Here is a 19149-nt window from a genome sequence, read left to right on the forward strand (position 1 = left end):
AATCACGCCGCCACGCCGGTAGTGATCGGGTGACCATGTATGGATGATTTACCGATCGAAGGTTTCGCGACCACCAACGAAAACTCGGCGATGGTACTGCTGGTCGACGATCAGGCCATGATCGGCGAGGCCGTGAGGCGAGGGTTGGCCAACCAGGACAACATCGACTTCCACTTTTGTGCCGACCCCCACCAGGCGGTGGCCCAGGCCATGCGCATCAAGCCCACGGTCATCCTTCAGGACCTGATCATGCCGGGCCTGGACGGTTTGACCCTGGTGCGTGAGTACCGCAACAACCCGGTGACCCAGGACATTCCGATCATCGTGCTCTCCACCAAGGAAGACCCTCTGGTCAAGAGCGCGGCGTTTGCGGCCGGGGCCAATGATTACCTGGTCAAGCTGCCGGACACCATCGAACTGGTGGCGCGTATTCGCTACCACTCGCGCTCCTACCTGACCCTGCTGCAGCGCGACGAGGCCTACCGAGCCCTGCGCGTCAGCCAGCAGCAGTTGCTGGATTCCAACCTGATGCTGCAGCGGCTGATGAACTCCGATGGCCTGACCGGGCTGTCCAACCGCCGGCACTTCGACGAATACCTGGAACTGGAGTGGCGCCGGGCCATGCGCGAGCAGCAACAACTGTCGCTGCTGATGATCGACGTGGACTACTTCAAGGCCTTCAACGACAGCTTCGGCCACCTGGCCGGTGACGAGGCGCTGCGCCAGGTGGCCGAGTCGATCCGCGGCTCGTGCTCGCGGCCCAGCGACCTGCCCGCGCGTTACGGCGGCGAGGAATTCGCCCTGGTGCTGCCCAACACCTCGCCTGGCGGGGCACGGCTGGTGGCCGAAAAGCTGCGCCAGACCGTGCATGGCCTGGGGATCCCGCACACTGCACCGGCGGCTGATGCGTTCCTGACCGTGAGCATCGGCCTGGCTACCCAGACTCCGAGTATCGGCAGCCATTGCCGGCAACTGATCTCGGCGGCCGACAAGGGCCTGTACCTGGCCAAGAATGGCGGGCGCAACCAGGTCGGCATTGCCTGACGCGCCGATAACAACGCCGCCCCTCGTGGTAGCTGATGTACAGGCTACCGCCCGGCGGGTCTGCCGCCATGCGGCGGACTCGGTTATACTCGCAGGCTTTTCACCGAATTCGTGCGAGTAGCCAGCCATGGAAATCCAACCGATCCTGAACACCATCAAGGACCTCACCGAGCGTTCCCAGTCAATTCGGGGGTATCTTTGACTACGATCACAAGCATGACCGCCTGATCGAAGTCAACCGCGAGCTGGAAGACCCCAACGTCTGGAACAAGCCCGAGTACGCCCAGGCCCTGGGCCGCGAGCGTGCCATGCTGGCACAGGTGGTCGAGACCCTGGACAAGCTGTCCAACGGCCTGGGCGACTGCCAGGACTTGCTCGACATGGCTGTCGAGGAAAATGACGAAGGCGCCGTCGGCGACGTCGTGACCGAGCTGGAAGGCCTGGAAGAAAACCTGGCTCAGCTTGAGTTCCGTCGCATGTTCAGCGGCGAAATGGACATGAATAACGCCTACCTGGATATCCAGGCCGGCTCTGGCGGTACCGAGGCGCAGGACTGGGCCAACATCCTGCTGCGCATGTACCTGCGCTGGGCCGACAAGCGTGGTTTCGACGCCACCATCATCGAACTGTCCGAAGGTGAAGTAGCCGGTATCAAGGGCGCCACCGTGCACATCAAGGGCGAGTACGCCTTTGGCTGGCTGCGCACCGAAATCGGCGTGCACCGCCTGGTGCGCAAGAGCCCGTTCGACTCCGGCGCCCGTCGCCACACCTCGTTCTCGGCGGTGTTCGTTTCGCCAGAAATCGACGACAAGGTCGAAATCGAGATCAACCCGTCCGACCTGCGCATCGACACCTACCGTTCCTCCGGTGCCGGTGGCCAGCACGTCAACACCACCGACTCGGCCGTACGTATCACCCACGTACCGACCAATACCGTGGTGGCGTGCCAGAACGAACGTTCGCAGCACGCCAACAAGGACACCGCCATGAAAATGCTGCGGGCCAAGTTGTACGAGCTGGAAATGCAAAAGCGCAACGCCGCCTCGCAGGCGTTGGAAGACAGCAAGTCGGACATCGGCTGGGGCCATCAGATCCGCTCCTACGTGCTGGATGACTCGCGTATCAAGGACCTGCGTACCGGCGTGGAACGCAGCGACTGCCAGAAGGTGCTGGACGGCGACCTCGACCAGTACCTGGAAGCAAGCCTGAAGCAGGGCCTGTAAGCCGTACTCCACCGCCGCGCCATCGGCCAACCGCCGCTGGCGCGTGCCCTGCCCGAAAAGGGCAACGAATACCTGATGGAAAAAATGACCAGATGAGCGACCTCAAGACCGAATCGCAAGACCTGCAACAGGAAGAGAATGCCCTGATCGCCCTGCGCAAGGAAAAACTTGCCGCCGAGCGTGCCAAGGGCAATGCCTTCCCCAATGACTTCCGTCGCGACAGCTACTGCAACGACCTGCAGAAGCAGTACGCGGACAAGACCAAGGAAGAGCTGGAAGCAGCCGCGATTCCGGTCAAGGTGGCGGGCCGCATCATGCTCAACCGTGGCTCGTTCATGGTGATCCAGGACATGACCGGCCGCATTCAGGTCTACGTCAACCGCAAGACCCTGCCGGAAGAAACCCTGGCCGCAGTCAAAACCTGGGACCTGGGCGACATCATCAGCGCCGAAGGCACCCTGGCCCGCTCCGGCAAAGGCGACCTGTACGTCGAAATGACCAACGTGCGCCTGCTGACCAAGTCGCTGCGCCCGCTGCCCGACAAGCACCACGGCCTGACCGATACCGAGCAGCGCTACCGCCAGCGCTACGTCGACCTGATGGTCAACGAAGAAACCCGCCACACCTTCCGTGTGCGCTCGCAGGTGATCTCGCACATTCGCAAGTTCCTGATCGAGCGTGACTTCCTCGAAGTCGAAACGCCCATGCTGCAAACCATCCCGGGTGGTGCTGCGGCCAAGCCCTTCGAAACCCACCACAACGCCCTGGACATGGCCATGTTCCTGCGCATTGCGCCGGAGCTGTACCTCAAGCGGCTTGTCGTGGGTGGGTTCGAGAAAGTGTTCGAGATCAACCGCAACTTCCGTAACGAAGGTGTTTCGACCCGGCACAACCCGGAATTCACCATGCTCGAGTTCTACCAGGCCTACGCCGACTACCGCGACAACATGGACCTCACCGAGGAACTGTTCCGCGAGCTGGCGCAGCTGGTTCTGGGCAGCACCGACGTGCCGTACGGCGACAAGGTGTTCCACTTCGGCGAGCCGTTCGCCCGCCTGTCGGTGTTCGACTCGATCCTCAAGTACAACCCGGAGCTGACCGCTGCCGACCTGCAGGACGTCGACCGCGCCCGTGACATCGCCCGGAAGGCCGGTGCCAAGGTGCTGGGCCACGAAGGCCTGGGCAAGCTGCAGGTGATGATTTTCGAAGAGCTGGTCGAGCACAAGCTGGAGCAGCCCCACTTCATCACCGAGTACCCGTTCGAGGTGTCCCCGCTGGCCCGTCGCAACGACGACAACCCGGCCGTGACCGACCGTTTCGAGCTGTTCATCGGTGGCCGCGAAATCGCCAACGCCTACTCCGAGCTCAACGATGCCGAAGACCAGGCCGAGCGCTTCCTGGCCCAGGTGGCCGAGAAAGACGCCGGTGACGACGAAGCCATGCACTACGACGCCGACTTCGTTCGCGCGCTGGAGTACGGCATGCCGCCGACCGCGGGTGAAGGCATTGGTATCGACCGCCTGGTGATGCTGCTGACCAACTCGCCGTCGATCCGCGATGTGATCCTGTTCCCGCACATGCGCCCGCAGGCCTGAGTGAGCTGAACGAGCCGCCTTTTCAGGCGGCTTTTTCTTGCCTGAAGCATTATGTTGTCTGTACTGGCCCTTTCGCGGCTAAAGCCGCTCCTACAACGACCCTGTAGGAGCGGCTTTAGCCGCGAAAGGGCCGGCACTGAAGAAACACTGCCCATGAGGTACCCCTCCCGTGACACCCGCCATGCCTGACCAGGGCGCCGCCGGCATCGCCACCGCCGTCGCCGAAAGCGTGCAATACCAAGGCCGCAAAGCTGCCCGCCAGGGCAGCGAACAGCGTCGCCAGCAGATTCTCGATGCCGCCATGCGCATCGTCGTGCGCGATGGCGTTCGCGGCGTGCGTCACCGGGCGGTGGCTGCCGAGGCCGGTGTGCCTTTGTCGGCCACCACCTACTATTTCAAGGACATCGAGGACCTGCTCACCGATACCTTCGCCCAGTACGTCGAACGCAGCGCCGCCTACATGGCCAAACTGTGGGCCAACACCGAAGTTGTGCTGCGCCAGCTGCTGGCCCAAGGGGATGGCAGCCCGCAGGCGCGGGCACGGCTGGCTGACGAAGTGGCACGCATGACCGCCGACTACGTGCAGCGCCAACTGCTGAACCGCCGCGACTTCCTGATGGCCGAACAGGCGTTCCGCCAAGAGGCGCTGCTGTGCCCGCGCCTGGCCGAACTGGTCTGTGCGCACGAGCAGATCCTGCTGCACGGCACCCGCCAATTGCTGCAGGTGGTCGGTTCGCGGCAGCCGGAACAGGACGCCCAAATGTTGACGGCGATTATCGAGCAGATGGAATATCAGGGCCTGCTCAAGGATGCCAGCGCGCAAGCCGATGGGCAGATGCTCGCTATGCTTACCCGATACCTGCAACTGGTGCTGGCATCGGCCTGAGCGAGACCGACTTTTCAAGGAGAACCTGATGAAAGCCTGGCGTGTGGTGTTGTTGACTTTGTCATTCCTGCTGCTGGGCGGTTGTCTGGTGACCTTCCATGAGCCATTGCCCAGCAATCAGGCCGCGCCCAAGGCCTTGCTCGGCAAGTGGAGCAGCAAGGACGCCTGGGGTGAGCCATTGAAGCTCACCATCACCCGTAGCAGTGGCAATGCCTACAAGGCGGTCGCCACGGCCAAAGGCAAGGCACCGGAAGCCTACATGTTCACGGTGTCGCGCCACGGTAACCGCTGGTACCTGTCGGCCGGTGTGCCCAAGCGCCTGGGCGGCAATTTCCTGATTGGCGGCTTCGATATCGTCGATGGCAAGGAACTGGTGCTGTACAACCTGGATGTCGAGCAAGTGCAGCAGGCAGTGGACAAACAGGAACTGACCGGGCGCAGTACCGAGGTGCCGGAAGGCAACGGCGATGGTGTGTTGATCGATAGCCCGTCGGCGCGGGTGCTGGCGTACCTGGACGACCCGGCCAACTCGGACCTGTTCGTTGAAGTGGCCCGGTTCCAGCGGTCCGGCAAATGACCGTGCTGGCTTCATCGCCGGCAAGCCAGCTCCCACGGCTTTATCACTGCCTTGGAGCCCTGGGCTGTACCTGTGTGTGGCTTGTCGGCGATGAGGCCGGTACAGGTTTTCTGTACTAGAAAGGAGTCCCCGGTGGACGAATACCAGCAGACCATCCGCGTCCTGTCCGACCGCATCGTCGCGGCGCAAACACCGATTCGGGTGCTGGATGCGGTGAAGTGGGACGACAGCATTCGGCAGGGCTTCCTGCAGGGCAAGGGCAAGGAGCCGCCAGCGGTCGACCGCGCCTATTACCAGTCGCGGCCCCTGTCGTTCGACTCCAGCGCCGTCAAGGCCGAGTTTCAGGGGATCGAGCGCGACATCATTCGCCAGCTAGGCCAGTTCAACCCCGTCGGGCAGATCATGAAGCGCATGTGCCGCGAGTACCGCATGGTAGTGCGCATGCTCGAAGCCCGTGGCACCGAGGAGTTCGGCCTGATCTCCCAGGAGTTGTATGGCGCCGCTTCCGACGCCTTTCATGCCGGTGACCCGACCTTGGCCGACCTCGGCCTGATGCTGTCGGACTACCTGAACAACATCGATGGCCGCGGCGACCTGAAGGACGAACCGAAGAACCTGACCGCCAAAGAGGCTGTCGATACCCTACAGCGGCGCTTGAACACGGTGTTCGGTGAGGCCGAAGGCACCATCCGTGTGTTCGAGTCCGACGGCATTGTCGCTGACGCCGCCGCCGGCGCCGACTATATCAAGGTGCGCGCCGATGCCATGTTCAATGCCCGTGACGTGCGGGCGCTGGAAGTGCACGAAGGGCTGGTGCACGTCGGCACCACGCTCAATGGCCTGAACCAGCCGATCTGCACCTTCCTGGCCAAGGGCCCGCCCTCGTCGACGGTGACCCAGGAAGGCCTGGCCATCCTCATGGAGGTGATTGCCTTTGCCTCCTACCCCAGCCGCCTGCGCAAGCTTACCAACCGCACCCGTGCCATCCACATGGTCGAGGAGGGCGCCGACTTCATGCAGGTGTACGGCTTCTTCCGCGAGCAGGGCTTCGAGATGGGGCAAAGCTACAGCAACGCCAGCCGGGTATTCCGCGGCTCGGTGCCTAACGGCCTGCCATTTACCAAGGACTTGTCCTACCTCAAGGGCTTCATCATGGTTTACAACTACATTCAGTTGGCTGTGAAGAAGGGCAAGCTCGAGCAGATACCGCTGCTGTTCTGTGGCAAGACCACCCTGGAAGACATGCGCACTTTGCGTCAACTGGTCGAGGAGGGGCTGGTCGAGCCGCCCAAGTACTTGCCCGAACAGTTCCGTGACCTCAACGCGCTGTCGGCCTGGATGTGCTTCTCCAACTTCCTCAACCACCTGAGCCTGGATCGCATTGAAGCCGACTACGCGAATATTCTCTAAGTCCTGCCGCCCGCTGCTGCTGGGGCTGGTGCTGCTGGCCCTGGGCGGCTGCAGCAGCCTGCTGTTCTACCCCGAGCGTGGGCAGGCGTTCACCCCTGAACGGGCCAAGCTGGCGTACCGTGATGTCACCCTGACCACTGCCGATGGCGTTCGCCTGCACGGCTGGTGGCTGCCGGCCAAGCCGGGTGTCGAGGTCAAGGGTACGGTGCTGCACCTGCACGGCAACGGCGGCAACCTGCCCGGGCACTTGGGTGGTAGCTATTGGCTGCCGGAGCAGGGTTACCAGGTGCTGATGGTCGACTACCGCGGCTATGGCCTGTCTGAGGGCAAACCGAGCCTGCCAGAGGTATACCACGACATCGCCGCGGCCATGACCTGGCTGGACCAGGCGCCCGAGGCCAAGGGCAAGCCGCTGGTGTTGCTGGGGCAGAGCCTGGGCGGCGCCATGGCGATTCATTACCTGGCAGGCCACCCGGAGCAGCGCCAGCGCTTCGCTGCCCTGGTTTTCGACGGGGTGCCGGCCAGCTACCGGGCGGTGGGGCGCTATGCCCTCAGCACCTCGTGGATGACCTGGCCATTGCAGGTGCCACTGTCGTGGCTGGTGCCCGACGGCGACAGCGCGATCCGCTCGATCGAGCAACTGCGCAGCCCGCCCAAGCTGTTTTTCCAGAGCATCGATGACGACCTGGTGCCGCTGGAAAACGGTATCCGCCTGTATCAGCACGCGCCACCGCCACGGGTGCTGCAACTGACTCGAGGTGGCCATGTGCAGACCTTCGCCGACCCTACATGGCGCCAGGTGATGTTGCGCTTCCTCGATGACCCTAGCCATTTCAACGGCCTGCGGCGGCTCGCCGAAGTGCCTGATTACCCTGACGAGAAGAACACCCAATGAGTGAAGAACGCAACGCCATCCCGCTGATCCTGACGGGTGTGGGCAGCATCATCGTGACGGTGGGCGCCTTGTGGTACTACGGCTACCTGCATTTCGCCAAACCCGAGGATGCCCTGTTGTTGCAGGATTACACCATGCTCAAGACCGTCCCCGGCGAGGATTACAAGGTTTCGCTGGACCCGGCACCGCAAGTGGCGCAGTGCGTGGAAGGGGTACTGGTGCTGTTCGATACCCAGCAGAAGGGCCTGACGGGCGTGCTGGTGGACAACCGCAAGCGTGCAGTGCGCTGCATGGGTGAGGAAACGCCGCAGCAGGTACAGTGAGCGGCAGCGAAGCAAAAAAAAGCCCCGCGTCGATCGCGGGGCTTTCTCTGTCAGCTGGCCAGTATTACTGCTTGGCCTGGCTCATGGAGCGTGGCTGCACCGGCTGGTTGTCGTTGGAGATGGTCACCTCCACACGACGGTTCTGTGCACGCCCGGAGTTGCTGGAGTTGTCCGCAACCGGGTACTCCTTGCCGTAGCCTTGGGCCACGATGCGCGCTGGGTCTACGCCGGCGCGCACCAGGGCCATGCGTACGCTGTTGGCGCGGCGCTCGGACAGGCTCTGGTTGTAGCTGGCCGAGCCGACACTGTCGGTGTAGCCCTCTACGATCACCTTGCGCTCAGGGTTTTCCTGAAGGAACTGCGCCAGTTTGGTGATGTTCGGGTAGGCGTTGCTTTTCAGCTCGGCCTTGTTGAAGTCGAACAGCACGTCACCGAAGGTCACCAGCGTACCGCGGTCGGTCTGCTTGGCGTTCAGGCTGTTCTGCAGCTTGGCGATCTGGGCATCGCGGGCATCCAGCTTGGCCTGGGCACGCTGGGCGGCTGCGTTCTTCAGCTCACCCTCGGCAGTACGCAGGGCAATGGTCTGCTTGGCCACTTCGACGCGCTGGTTGGTCAGGTAGGCCAGTTGGTCGACTTTCTTCTCGTCTTCACGGTCCATGTAGGCCTTGTCGGCCTTGTTCAGCCAATCCTGGGCATCCTTGGTTTCCAGCGCGGCGACTTTGCTCGCCTGTGGATCGCTCTGCAGGGCCGAGAAGTTGGTGCGGGCGGCTTCCAGGTTGGCGTTAGGGTCGTGCGAGCACGCAGCAAGACCGACGCTCAGGGCCAGCAGGGCGGGAATCATGACGTAATTGCGCATAGTGTTCATCCTTTGATCGTGTGCGAAGGCTAAGGTTGGCGGGGCAGGGCTCACTGAGCGCTGCGCAGGCCTTCCTCACGTACGTCCTGAACGCCCTGGCGGGCATCCTGCACGGCCTTCTGAGCCTTGGCCGCCTGGGCCTTGCGTTCGGCCAGGCGTGCGTCCCATTCGGCCTGTTCGGCCAGGCGCTTGGCTTCGTCGTACTTCTTGTCGTGCATGGCGATTTCAGCCTGCTTGAACTTGTCTTGCGCGGCTTTCATTTCCACGGCGGCGAACTCGGTGCCGCCAGCGCTGACAGCGGAATTCACGGCGGACTGGGTAACCGCATATTGCTCGGTAGGCGGGTTACCCGCACAGCCGGCCAGGACCAGGCTACTGCCCAGGGCCAGCGCGGCCAGCTTGAACCCGCGCACATGAGTGGATGACGGTTTGCTAGTGCGGGTTTTCATGGTGGTCAGCTCCATTGGATCACTCCTGATAACGATGTCCGTAGCAGTCCATCGCTCATTCCCTGACAAGTCCGCGCGCTTGGGATCAACGGTGCACAACGGCAGGTGTGCAGGGTTTTAGCGTGATGGCTATTAGCTGTGACTAAGAGTTTTTTTGGATAGTTCCGAAAAATTTCTGACCCGGCGGAGGGTTTTTGCAGAGTGCCCGAGGCAATTGAAGCGGGTGGCGGACGGCGCGGCCAATGTTCTTCTCGGCGCGTTTGCTGCCCGAGGTCAGGCGCCGCGCGGGCGGCGCCAGATCGCTCAAGGCTGCGCAAGGCCTACGCCCCTGGCTCTTCACTGCCCTCGGTGGTAAGGCTGTGCAGATGCTGCTTCGACAGCGACAAAAACCGCGGTGTCGGCCCCACATCCTCATACATCGGGTCACCTTCTTCATCGGTGGCGATGACCTGGCGACCGGGCACATAGGGAAAACTGGCTTCCACTTCTTCAAGCGCGGCCGCGACCAGTTCGCCGAGCAGTTCCTCGGCGGTGCGTTTGGGGTACATGTCGATCAGCGCGGCCAGGCGCGCTTCGGACTCCAGGTCCAGATGCAGGACATGGCCGGTACGGCTCAAGGTGCCGGCGGCATTCTGTTCCCAGTGCTGGGCGAGTTCACGGATTTTCATGATGACCTCTGGTTACGCCTCGAAGGCTGCATGGCATGGGAGTGCTCAACCTTCACTTTAGTTTGCTTTGGCCGATCCCTGCTTGCCATCGCTGCTTGGCTGGGGGCACTCTTGGGTGAATGTCACCGCCCCAATGTGGGAGCGGGCATGCCCGCGAACACCGGCGAAGCCGGTGCCAGCCACCGGGTTGGATTTTTCGCGGGCATGCCCCCCACAGGAAGGGCGTGGAGCCTGGAAGGGATGCAACGGAGAGAGGGGCCAATGACCGATATCGATGTGCGCTTGCGTGAAGATGTGCATGTGTTGGGTGAACTGCTGGGCGAGACCATCCGCCAACAGCATGGCGATGCATTCCTGCAGAAGATCGAAGCCATTCGCCACAGCGCCAAGGCCGACCGTCGCGGCCCCGGGGAGCAACTGAGTTCGACCCTGGCAGACCTTGCCGAAGAAGACCTGCTACCCGTGGCCAGGGCCTTCAACCAGTTTCTCAACCTGGCCAACATGGCCGAGCAGTACCAGTTGATCCGCCGACGCGATGCCGACCAGCCCGAGCCGTTCGAAGCGCGGGTGCTGCCCGAGTTGCTGGCGCGGCTGAAGCAGGCCGGGCACAGCAATGATGCCCTGGCCCGGCAGCTGGCCAAGCTGGATATCCAGCTGGTGCTCACGGCACACCCCACCGAAGTGGCGCGGCGCACGCTGATCCAAAAGTACGATGCCATTGCCGGCCAGCTGGCTGCACAGGACCACCGCGACCTGACCCCGGCAGAACGCGAGCACGTGCGTGAACGCCTGCGCCGGTTGATCGCCGAGGCCTGGCACACCGAGGAAATCCGACGCACCCGGCCAACCCCGGTCGACGAGGCCAAGTGGGGCTTCGCCGTGATCGAGCATTCGCTATGGCACGCCATCCCCAGCCACCTGCGCAAGGTCGACAAGGCCTTGTTGGACGCTACCGGGCTGCGCCTGCCGCTGGAGGCCGCCCCTATCCGCTTTGCCTCGTGGATGGGCGGGGACCGCGACGGCAACCCGAACGTGACCGCCGTGGTGACCCGCGAGGTGCTGCTGCTGGCCCGCTGGATGGCTGCAGACCTGTTCCTGCGCGACATCGATGCGTTGGCCGCCGAGTTGTCCATGCAGCAGGCCAACGCCGCCCTGCGCCAGCAGGCCGGCGACAGCGCTGAACCCTACCGGGCGGTGCTCAAGCAGTTGCGCGACCGCTTGCGCGCAACGCGTGCCTGGGCGCACTCGGCGTTGAACAGCAGCCAGCCGCCCAGCGCCGAGGTGCTGGTCGACAATCGTGACCTGATTGCCCCACTGGAACTGTGCTACCAGTCCCTGCATGAGTGCGGCATGGGCGTTATCGCCGAGGGGCCGCTGCTGGACTGCTTGCGCCGCGCGGTCACATTCGGCCTGTTCCTTGGCCGGCTCGACGTGCGCCAGGACGCGGCCCGGCACCGTGACGCCCTGACCGAAATCACCGATTACCTGGGCCTGGGCCGCTACGCCGACTGGGATGAAGAGCAGCGCATCGAATTCCTCCAGGCCGAGCTGAAAAACCGCCGGCCGCTGCTGCCGGCACACTTCAAGCCGCAGGCGGATACGGCCGAGGTGCTGGCCACCTGCCGCGTAGTGGCGGGTGCACCTGCTGCCTCGTTGGGCTCTTACGTCATCTCCATGGCCGGGGCTGCCTCGGATGTGTTGGCGGTACAACTGCTGCTCAAGGAAGCTGGCCTGACCCGGCCGATGCGCGTGGTGCCATTGTTCGAAACCCTCGCCGACTTGGACAACGCCGGGCCGGTGATGCAGCGCCTGCTGGGCCTGCCAGGTTACCGTGCAGGGCTGCGCGGCCCGCAGGAGGTCATGATCGGCTACTCCGACTCCGCCAAGGACGCCGGGACCACGGCAGCGGCCTGGGCGCAGTACCGTGCCCAGGAAAACCTGGTGCGTATCTGTGCCGAGCATCAGGTCGAACTGCTGCTGTTCCATGGCCGCGGCGGCACTGTGGGCCGTGGCGGTGGGCCTGCCCATGCGGCGATCCTGTCACAGCCCCCGGGCTCGGTGGCCGGGCGTTTCCGTACCACCGAGCAGGGCGAGATGATCCGCTTCAAGTTCGGTTTGCCGGGCATTGCCGAACAAAACCTCAACCTGTACCTGGCTGCCGTACTCGAAGCCACGCTGTTGCCACCGCCGCCGCCGCAGCCGGCCTGGCGCGAAGTCATGGACCAGCTGGCTGCCGATGGCGTCAAGGCGTACCGCAGTGTGGTGCGGGACAACCCGGACTTCGTCGAATATTTCCGCCAGTCGACGCCGGAACAGGAACTGGGGCGCCTGCCACTGGGCAGCCGCCCGGCGAAACGCCGCGCCGGCGGCATCGAAAGCCTGCGGGCCATCCCATGGATCTTCGGCTGGACCCAGACGCGGCTGATGCTGCCGGCCTGGTTGGGCTGGGAAACCGCGCTGAGCAATGCCCTGGCGCGTGGCCAAGGCGAACTGCTGGCGCAGATGCGCGAACACTGGCCGTTCTTCCGCACCCGCATCGACATGCTGGAAATGGTACTGGCCAAGGCGGATGCGCAAATTGCCGAGGCCTACGACGAACGTCTGGTGCAACCGCAGCTGCTGCCTTTGGGGGCGCACCTGCGCGACCTATTGTCGCAGTCTTGCCAGATAGTGCTTGGCCTGACCGGGCAGCCGGTGCTACTCGCGCACAGCCCCGAGACACTGGAATTCATCAGCTTGCGTAACACCTACCTGGACCCGCTGCACCGCCTGCAGGCCGAATTGCTGGCGCGCTCGCGCAGCCGCGAAGCCGCTCTGGACAGCCCATTGGAGCAGGCCTTGCTGGTGACGGTGGCGGGCATTGCCGCCGGCTTGCGCAACACCGGTTGAGCGCAGGGCCGGGTGCGGCAGTCGGCATGCCATAACGGTTGTACGGCAGCAGCGAAAGGGTGGTTGCGCCAGGCGCAACCACCTGCCTGCTTGGTCGCAAGTGGCGCATTCCTGCAACTTTGGGACGCTTGTCTGGCTGCCGGGCGCTGTGTATCTTGAGCAGCCCTCTGACCGAATTATGGTCATACCCGATTTTCCGGACTTGGCCCTGGTCGCCGAATCCATTGAAGTTCATAAAAAAATTTGAGGAGCACAAGATGCGCGTTATTCTGCTGGGAGCTCCCGGGGCCGGTAAAGGTACTCAGGCAAAGTTCATCACCGAAAAGTTCGGTATCCCCCAAATTTCCACCGGTGACATGCTGCGTGCTGCCGTCAAGGCCGGCACCCCGCTGGGCCTGGAACTGAAGAAAGTCATGGATGCCGGCCAGCTGGTGTCCGACGAGCTGATCATCAGCCTGGTCAAGGAGCGCATCGCCCAGCCGGATTGCGCCAACGGCTGCCTGTTCGACGGCTTCCCACGGACCATTCCACAGGCCGAAGCCATGGTTGCGGCCGGTGTCGATATCGACGCCGTGGTTGAAATTGCCGTGGACGATGAAGAAATCGTGGGTCGCATGGCAGGTCGCCGTGTGCACCTGGCCTCGGGCCGTACCTACCACATTCAGTACAACCCGCCGAAAGTGGAAGGCAAGGATGACGTCACTGGCGAGGACCTGATCCAGCGCGACGACGACAAGGAAGAAACCGTTCGCCATCGCCTGTCGGTCTACCACAGCCAGACCAAGCCGCTGGTGGACTTCTACCAGAAGCTGTCGGCGGCCAATGCTGGCAAGCCGAAGTACAGCCACATCGAAGGCGTAGGCTCGGTTGAAGCCATCACTGCCAAGGTACTGGCAGCCCTGAGCTGATCCGATACAGCATGCACCGTCAACGGCCCGCTTGCGGGCCGTTGTTGTTTCTGGCTTTAGCTATGTGGTCCCAGTAGGAGCGGCCTTGTGTCGCGATGGGGCGCGCAGCGGCCCCACAATTTCAGCTTCGCCGCAGAATGAGCTTCGCCGCAGAGTGAGCTTCGCCGCAGAAATCGCCGGGGCCGCTGCGCGCCCCATCGCGACACAAGGCCGCTCCTACTGGGACCGTGTCAAGTGGCCATACAGCGGCCCCGTGGGGACACAACGGCGCAGCTGCTCTATAATGCCGCTCTTTTTCTTCGCACCTGGATACCCGTTCGATGACCACCCTGTTGGCCCTGGATACCGCCACCGAAGCCTGTTCCGTCGCGCTGCTGCATGACGGCAAGGTAACCAGCCATTACGAGGTGATCCCGCGCATGCATGCCCAGAAGCTGCTGCCGATGATCAAGCAGTTGCTGGCCGATTCCGGCGTGGCACTGAATGCGCTCGATGCCATCGCCTTTGGCCGGGGCCCGGGTGCGTTCACCGGTGTGCGTATCGCAATCGGTGTGGTACAGGGGCTGGCGTTCGCCCTCGAGCGCCCGGTGCTGCCGGTCTCCAACCTTGCCGCGCTGGCCCAGGGCGCGTTGCGCGAACAGGGCGTGCAGCAGGTCGCCGCGGCCATCGATGCGCGTATGGACGAGGTGTACTGGGGGTGCTACCAGGCCACGGCGGGGGAAATGCGCCTGGTCGGCAGGGAGGCCGTGTTGCCACCCGAGCAGGTGGCGCTGCCGTTAGAGAGCACCGGTGCCTGGTTCGGTGCCGGCACGGGTTGGGGTTATGCCGAACGCCTGGCAGTGAAAGTCGCGGCCAGCGATGCCCAGGCCCTGCCCAGCGCTGTGGACGTACTGGCCCTGGCCGGTTTTGCCTGGGCGCGTGGCGAGGCAGTTACCGCCGAACAGGCGCAGCCGGTGTATCTGCGCGACAATGTAGCTACCCCGAAGCAGCAATGACTGCTGTCCGTCGGTTATTGCCGATCACACTAAAACCTTTTGCGCAATCTGTGGTCCAGTTATCAATGAAGCATTAGCGACGGAGCTCTGATGCTGCTAAATTGCCATCATTGATCCCGAGTGCTCATGCCATGCGTATCGACGGTTTCTCATCGCAGTACCCGATCAAGCGCACGCCGCGCAAGGCCGCGGTGCGCGAGGATGCGGTCGATGATGCAGAGGTCGTCGATGACCTTGAAGCCGCGCAACCTGAGCCCGCCGCTCGCCGCCTTGGCGCTGGTCTGCCAGCCCGCCAGCAGGACATGGTTTTCCCTCGCGCCCGTGACCGGCGTACCGCCAATGCCTTGGCCAGTTACCTGAGCACCGCCGGTTTTACCGACTGGGACATGGAAGTACTAGGGCTCGACCTGTACATTTGATGGATGAGTCCATCACCCCTGCCTTACTTTCTCGGTTGCCCGTCATGGAGTGAAAACGCCTGGCGCGACTACCTGTACCCCGCCGATGCCAGCAGCGGCCAGATGCTGGGCTTCTACAGCCAGGTGTTCAACGCGGTAGAGGGCAACACCACCTTCTACGCCCGGCCTGCCCCTGGCACCCTTGCCCGCTGGGCACAGGTAATGCCCGCACATTTCCGGTTCACCGCCAAGTTCCCCCGCGACATCAGCCACGCTGGTGACCTGCGCGACCAGCTGGAGCCTGCCTTCGATTTCACCCGGTTGATGGCACCGTTGGGCGGGCGTGTGTCTCCCTACTGGTTGCAATTGCCGGCCCAGTTCGGCCCTGCGCGCCTGGGCGAGCTGTGCCATTTTCTGGATGAGCTGGCGGTGCCCGTGGCAGTTGAAGTGCGTAACCAGGCGTTTTTTGCCAAGGGTGAAGAGGAGCGCATGCTCAACCGGGTGCTGCACGAACGGGGCGTCGAGCGTATTTGCCTCGACCCGCGCGCGCTGTTCAGCTGCACTTCGCGTGACCCTTCCGTGCTGCATGCGCAGTCGAAAAAGCCCAAGGTGCCTCCGCGCCCGGCCGCCTTTACCCAGCACCCGCAGGTCCGCTTCATCGGCCACCCGGAACTGCAAGCCAACGACGTGTTTCTCACCCCGTGGGTAGACAAGGTGGCCTGCTGGATCGAAGAAGGCCGCAGCCCCTATATCTTCCTGCATACCTCGGACAACCGCCTGGCGGCGGCACTTGCCCGGCATTTTCACCAGCGCCTGATGCTGCGTTTGCCGGGCCTTGCCGCGCTGCCGGAATTGCCGCGCGCCCCCGAGGTCGAACAACTGGGGCTACTGTGACCCTTCCCTGACTGCCGGAGGTTCCACCATGGATGTGCAAACCCTGCGAGCCGAAGCCTTCAAGGCCTTGCACCAGCGTGACGGTGCATTCGTCATCCCAAACCCGTGGGATGCCGGGTCGGCCAGGCTGTTGGCGAGCTTGGGCTTCGAAGCGCTGGCCACTACCAGCGCCGGCCTGGCCTTCAGCCTGGGCCGCCCGGATGCCGAAGGGGCCCTGAGCCTGGACGACACATTGGACAACGCCGGCGAAATCGTCGACGCCACCGCGTTGCCGGTGGCCGCCGACCTGGAAAACGGCTTCGGCGACCTGCCCGAGGACTGCGCGCAGACCATTCTGCGTGCCGCCGAGGTTGGCCTGGTGGGTGGGTCTATCGAAGACGCCAGCGGCCGCCATGATGCGCCCATTTATGATATCGGCCTGGCGGTGGAGCGTGTACGCGCCGCAGTGCAGGCTGCCCGGAGCCTGCCGTTCCCGTTCACCCTGTGCGCCCGTGCAGAAAACCTGCTGCACGGGCGCATGGACCTGGACGACACCATCCTGCGCCTTCAAGCCTACGCCGAAGCGGGGGCCGATGTGTTGTATGCGCCTGGCCTGCGAACGGTGGAAGAAGTGCGCGCGGTGGTGCAGGCCGTGGCCCCGCGTCCGGTCAACGTGCTGATGGGCATGGCCGGCGTGGCGTTGAGCGTCAACCAGTTGCAGGACCTTGGCGTGCGCCGCATCAGCCTTGGCTCGTCGCTGGCCCGCGCGGCCCTGGGTGCGTTGCAGCGGGCCGCGCTGGAAGTCCATGACCAGGGCACCTTCGGCTACGCAGACCAGGCTTTGCCGTTCGCTCAGCTCAACGACCTGTTCCGCCGTTGATGCGGGCCCTGATGCTGCTGGCCGGCGTGCTGTTGGTGGCCGTGCTTGCCTGGCAACTGGGCTGGCGCCTGCCCGCGCCTTGGAACCCCTGGGCGCCGTTGGATGTGCGCCAACCACCCAATTGGCTGACCCCCTACAAGCTGTCGCGGCTGCGGGATGACCCCGCGCTGTGCCGCCAGGCACTGGCCACCAGCCAACTGCGCTACCGGGCACAGGCCGACAGCCCGGCCTCGGCCAACTGCCCGCTGGAAAATGTGTGGCGTATCGAAGCCGGCAAGGCGCGCCTGAGCAGCAGCTTTCTGGCCAGCTGCCCACTGGCGGTGGCGTATGCGCTGTTCGAACACCACGCGTTGCAGCCTGTCGCGCAGCGGGTGTTGGGCCAGCCGGTGACCCAGGTCGACCATGTGGGCAGCTATGCCTGCCGCAACGTCTACCACCGCAAGCAGGGCCGCCTGAGCCAGCACGCGACGGCCAATGCCCTGGACATCAGCGGCTTTCGCCTGCAGGACGGTCAGCGCATCGTTCTGGCGCGTGACTGGCAGGCGGGTGGGGCCAAGGCGCAATTCCTGCGCGAGGTGCAGCAGGCTGCCTGCCAAAGCTTCAGCACTGTGTTGGGCCCCGACTACAACGCCGCGCACCACAATCACTTCCACCTGGACATGGGCCGCTGGCAGGTCTGCCGCTAAGGTCAGGCGTAGGCGCGCACGTTGTTCAGCACCACCGGGCGCGCCCAGTGGAGGTCGAACGCCAGGTCGGTCTGCTGCTTGCTCAGCGTGGCATCGTCGAACGGTTCGGCGGCGGGTGGCAACAAGTCGCTTTCCAGTTCGGCGATGGGCAGGAACAGCGGGCGTGGGCTAGGGCCCGGTCCGGGCTCGGGCAGCGGCTGACCCTGGCTCATCACCACCGGGCGCAGCCAGCTGTTGTTGATGTCGAGCTGGCGCTGTTGCTCGATCAGTTCCATGGCGCTGAAAGGCTCGGGGGCCGGCGGCAGGAGGCTGGCTTCCAGCTCGGCCTTGGGCAGAAACAGCGGCTCGGGTGGGACTACGCGGGTATCCTGCACCGGGCAGGCGCGCTGCGCGTCGATCATGGCCAGCGCGCGGGCGCCGCCGGTCGGTTCGCCGCTGTCCTGGTCGTACTGCACGAACGACTGGCTGATGCTGTCTACCGGCTCTTCCTGGCGCTCGGCCATGGCCCGGGCGAAAAAATCCTGCCACAGGTGGCTGACGCCCCCGAGTGCCTGGGTGTTGTGCTGACTGTAGTTGCCGACAGGCGACAAATAGGTCAAGCCGATGGGAAGAGTATCTGACATGGCAGTCGCGCGCGTTGTGCTCTGGCAGAATAGCGGGATATTGCCTGTATCGGCCGTGGCGGCCGATACCTTAACGGCTGGGTTCAATTTCTAGGTGTTGAAGATGGAAGAGCAGGGCGCAGGTATCCGGGTCGAGGCGCTAACGGCCGAATTCGCAGCGCAGGCCGCTGCATGGGCCGAGCGCCTGGCGCTGCCGTTGCAGGACGATGATGCCGGGTTTGCCGTGCAGGTGGGCGTTGATGGCTTGCAGATCCAGCAATTGGGCCCGCAGGCACCGGGGCCGGTGCGGGTAGACTTTGTCGAAGGGCAGGCCGCGCACCGGCGCCAGTTTGGCGGTGGTAACGGGCAGATGATCGCCAAGGCCGTGGGCATCGCCCAAGGCGTGCGACCGCAGGTGCTGGATGCCACGGCGGGGCTGGGCAAGGACGCGTTCGTGCTGGCCAGCCTGGGCTGCCAGATGACCTTGATCGAACGCCAGCCGCTGATAGCCGCGCTGCTGGAAGATGGCCTGGCGCGCGCCCGGCTGGATGAAGAAGTGGGGCCGATTGTCGGGCGCATGCGCCTGCTGACCGGCAACGCCATCGAGCGCATGCGCGCCTGGGAAGGCGAGGCGCCGCAGGTGATCTACCTCGACCCGATGTTCCCGCATCGCGACAAGAGTGCTTTGGTGAAGAAGGAGATGCGTGTGTTCCGGCCCTTGGTCGGTGACGACCTGGATGCCCCGGCCCTGCTCGAAGCCGCCCTGGCGCTGGCCAGCCACCGGGTGGTGGTGAAGCGCCCACGCAAGGCGCCGATCATTGACGGGCCGAAACCGAGCCATAGCCTTGAGGGCAAGTCGAGCCGGTACGACATCTACCCGAAGAAAGCGCTTAAAGCCTGACCTTTATCTGACCGGCTAGTGCGGCCGATGTGGGAGCGGGCGAGCCCGCGAAGCAGGCACCGCAGTGGTTGGCACGGGCTGCGCCCGTGTT

At 64.0% G+C, this 19149-nt stretch carries 20 protein-coding genes; 16 read left to right on the forward strand and 4 right to left on the reverse strand.

Annotated elements, in window-relative coordinates; translation table 11 throughout:
• Positions 1-39 precede the first annotated feature (39 nt).
• From wspR to K4A76_RS05350, 8 genes are all read left to right on the forward strand, one after another.
• On the forward strand, positions 40-1044 hold the full coding sequence (gene wspR / locus K4A76_RS05315; protein ID WP_054890349.1) for a Wsp signal transduction system regulator diguanylate cyclase WspR: 1005 nt from the start codon (positions 40-42) through the stop codon (positions 1042-1044).
• A 127-nt stretch (positions 1045-1171) separates the two neighbouring features.
• Positions 1172-2267, forward strand: a protein-coding gene (gene prfB / locus K4A76_RS05320) for a peptide chain release factor 2 (protein ID WP_110678858.1) whose coding sequence is annotated in 2 segments (ribosomal slippage) — positions 1172-1243 and positions 1245-2267 — 1095 coding nt in all. Because the reading frame shifts where the segments join, the coding sequence is not laid out codon by codon here.
• 92 nt (positions 2268-2359) lie between these two features.
• Positions 2360-3862, forward strand: a complete 1503-nt coding sequence (lysS, locus tag K4A76_RS05325; RefSeq protein ID WP_173887762.1) for a lysine--tRNA ligase — start codon at positions 2360-2362, stop codon at positions 3860-3862.
• Between the two features lie 181 nt (positions 3863-4043).
• Positions 4044-4748 (forward strand): TetR/AcrR family transcriptional regulator, encoded by a 705-nt coding sequence (locus tag K4A76_RS05330; protein WP_274412271.1) that lies wholly within the window; start codon positions 4044-4046, stop codon positions 4746-4748.
• 28 nt (positions 4749-4776) lie between these two features.
• Positions 4777-5325 carry a hypothetical protein gene (locus K4A76_RS05335; protein WP_029888050.1) on the forward strand — a complete coding sequence of 183 codons (549 nt, stop codon included), beginning with the start codon at positions 4777-4779 and terminating at the stop codon, positions 5323-5325.
• 90 nt (positions 5326-5415) lie between these two features.
• A complete protein-coding gene (locus K4A76_RS05340; RefSeq protein WP_274411697.1) occupies positions 5416-6735 on the forward strand; it encodes a flavohemoglobin expression-modulating QEGLA motif protein in 1320 nt (439 codons plus the stop codon).
• Positions 6707-7630: an alpha/beta hydrolase gene (locus tag K4A76_RS05345; RefSeq protein WP_274411698.1), complete on the forward strand. Its 924-nt coding sequence runs from the start codon at positions 6707-6709 to the stop codon at positions 7628-7630. Before K4A76_RS05340 ends, K4A76_RS05345 begins: the two co-directional genes overlap by 29 nt.
• Positions 7627-7953 carry a hypothetical protein gene (locus K4A76_RS05350; protein ID WP_274411699.1) on the forward strand — a complete coding sequence of 109 codons (327 nt, stop codon included), beginning with the start codon at positions 7627-7629 and terminating at the stop codon, positions 7951-7953. Before K4A76_RS05345 ends, K4A76_RS05350 begins: the two co-directional genes overlap by 4 nt.
• A gap of 64 nt (positions 7954-8017) precedes the next feature.
• Here K4A76_RS05350 and K4A76_RS05355 read toward each other — a convergent pair whose 3' ends face one another.
• The 3 genes from K4A76_RS05355 to K4A76_RS05365 form a co-directional block, all read right to left on the reverse strand.
• Positions 8018-8809, reverse strand: a complete 792-nt coding sequence (locus K4A76_RS05355; RefSeq protein WP_009686992.1) for an OmpA family protein — start codon at positions 8807-8809, stop codon at positions 8018-8020.
• Between the two features lie 50 nt (positions 8810-8859).
• Complete coding sequence (locus K4A76_RS05360) at positions 8860-9273, reverse strand: DUF4398 domain-containing protein (RefSeq protein ID WP_009686991.1); 414 nt, start codon at positions 9271-9273, stop codon at positions 8860-8862.
• Between the two features lie 305 nt (positions 9274-9578).
• A complete protein-coding gene (locus K4A76_RS05365) occupies positions 9579-9926 on the reverse strand; it encodes a hypothetical protein (protein WP_009686990.1) in 348 nt (115 codons plus the stop codon).
• Positions 9927-10187: 261 nt separating this feature from the next.
• On the opposite strand from K4A76_RS05365, the gene ppc reads away from it, so the two are divergent.
• The 7 genes from ppc (at position 10188) to K4A76_RS05400 (ending at position 17555) form a co-directional block, all read left to right on the forward strand.
• Positions 10188-12815 carry a phosphoenolpyruvate carboxylase gene (ppc, locus tag K4A76_RS05370; RefSeq protein ID WP_054890345.1) on the forward strand — a complete coding sequence of 876 codons (2628 nt, stop codon included), beginning with the start codon at positions 10188-10190 and terminating at the stop codon, positions 12813-12815.
• Positions 12816-13072: 257 nt separating this feature from the next.
• On the forward strand, positions 13073-13723 hold the full coding sequence (gene adk / locus K4A76_RS05375) for an adenylate kinase (RefSeq protein WP_029885102.1): 651 nt from the start codon (positions 13073-13075) through the stop codon (positions 13721-13723).
• A 320-nt stretch (positions 13724-14043) separates the two neighbouring features.
• Positions 14044-14718 carry a tRNA (adenosine(37)-N6)-threonylcarbamoyltransferase complex dimerization subunit type 1 TsaB gene (tsaB, locus tag K4A76_RS05380; RefSeq protein ID WP_009686987.1) on the forward strand — a complete coding sequence of 225 codons (675 nt, stop codon included), beginning with the start codon at positions 14044-14046 and terminating at the stop codon, positions 14716-14718.
• Positions 14719-14849: 131 nt separating this feature from the next.
• Positions 14850-15137: a hypothetical protein gene (locus tag K4A76_RS05385; protein WP_054912872.1), complete on the forward strand. Its 288-nt coding sequence runs from the start codon at positions 14850-14852 to the stop codon at positions 15135-15137.
• 3 nt (positions 15138-15140) lie between these two features.
• Positions 15141-16010 carry a DUF72 domain-containing protein gene (locus K4A76_RS05390; RefSeq protein WP_274411700.1) on the forward strand — a complete coding sequence of 290 codons (870 nt, stop codon included), beginning with the start codon at positions 15141-15143 and terminating at the stop codon, positions 16008-16010.
• 28 nt (positions 16011-16038) lie between these two features.
• The gene (locus tag K4A76_RS05395) at positions 16039-16869 is read left to right on the forward strand and encodes an isocitrate lyase/PEP mutase family protein (RefSeq protein ID WP_009686984.1); all 831 of its coding nucleotides are present in this window, start codon (positions 16039-16041) and stop codon (positions 16867-16869) included.
• A complete protein-coding gene (locus K4A76_RS05400) occupies positions 16869-17555 on the forward strand; it encodes an extensin-like domain-containing protein (RefSeq protein WP_274411701.1) in 687 nt (228 codons plus the stop codon). The genes K4A76_RS05395 and K4A76_RS05400 overlap by 1 nt, the downstream gene beginning before the upstream one ends.
• 2 nt (positions 17556-17557) lie before the next feature.
• On the opposite strand, the gene K4A76_RS05405 is transcribed toward K4A76_RS05400, so the two are convergent.
• A complete protein-coding gene (locus K4A76_RS05405; RefSeq protein ID WP_054890086.1) occupies positions 17558-18178 on the reverse strand; it encodes a hypothetical protein in 621 nt (206 codons plus the stop codon).
• Positions 18179-18281: 103 nt separating this feature from the next.
• Here K4A76_RS05405 and K4A76_RS05410 point away from each other — a divergent pair, with 103 nt between their 5' ends.
• Positions 18282-19058 (forward strand): class I SAM-dependent methyltransferase, encoded by a 777-nt coding sequence (locus K4A76_RS05410; protein WP_274411702.1) that lies wholly within the window; start codon positions 18282-18284, stop codon positions 19056-19058.
• Positions 19059-19149: the final 91 nt, after the last annotated feature.

This window comes from Pseudomonas sp. NEEL19 (genome assembly GCF_028751975.1).
Classification (GTDB): domain Bacteria; phylum Pseudomonadota; class Gammaproteobacteria; order Pseudomonadales; family Pseudomonadaceae; genus Aquipseudomonas; species Aquipseudomonas juntendi.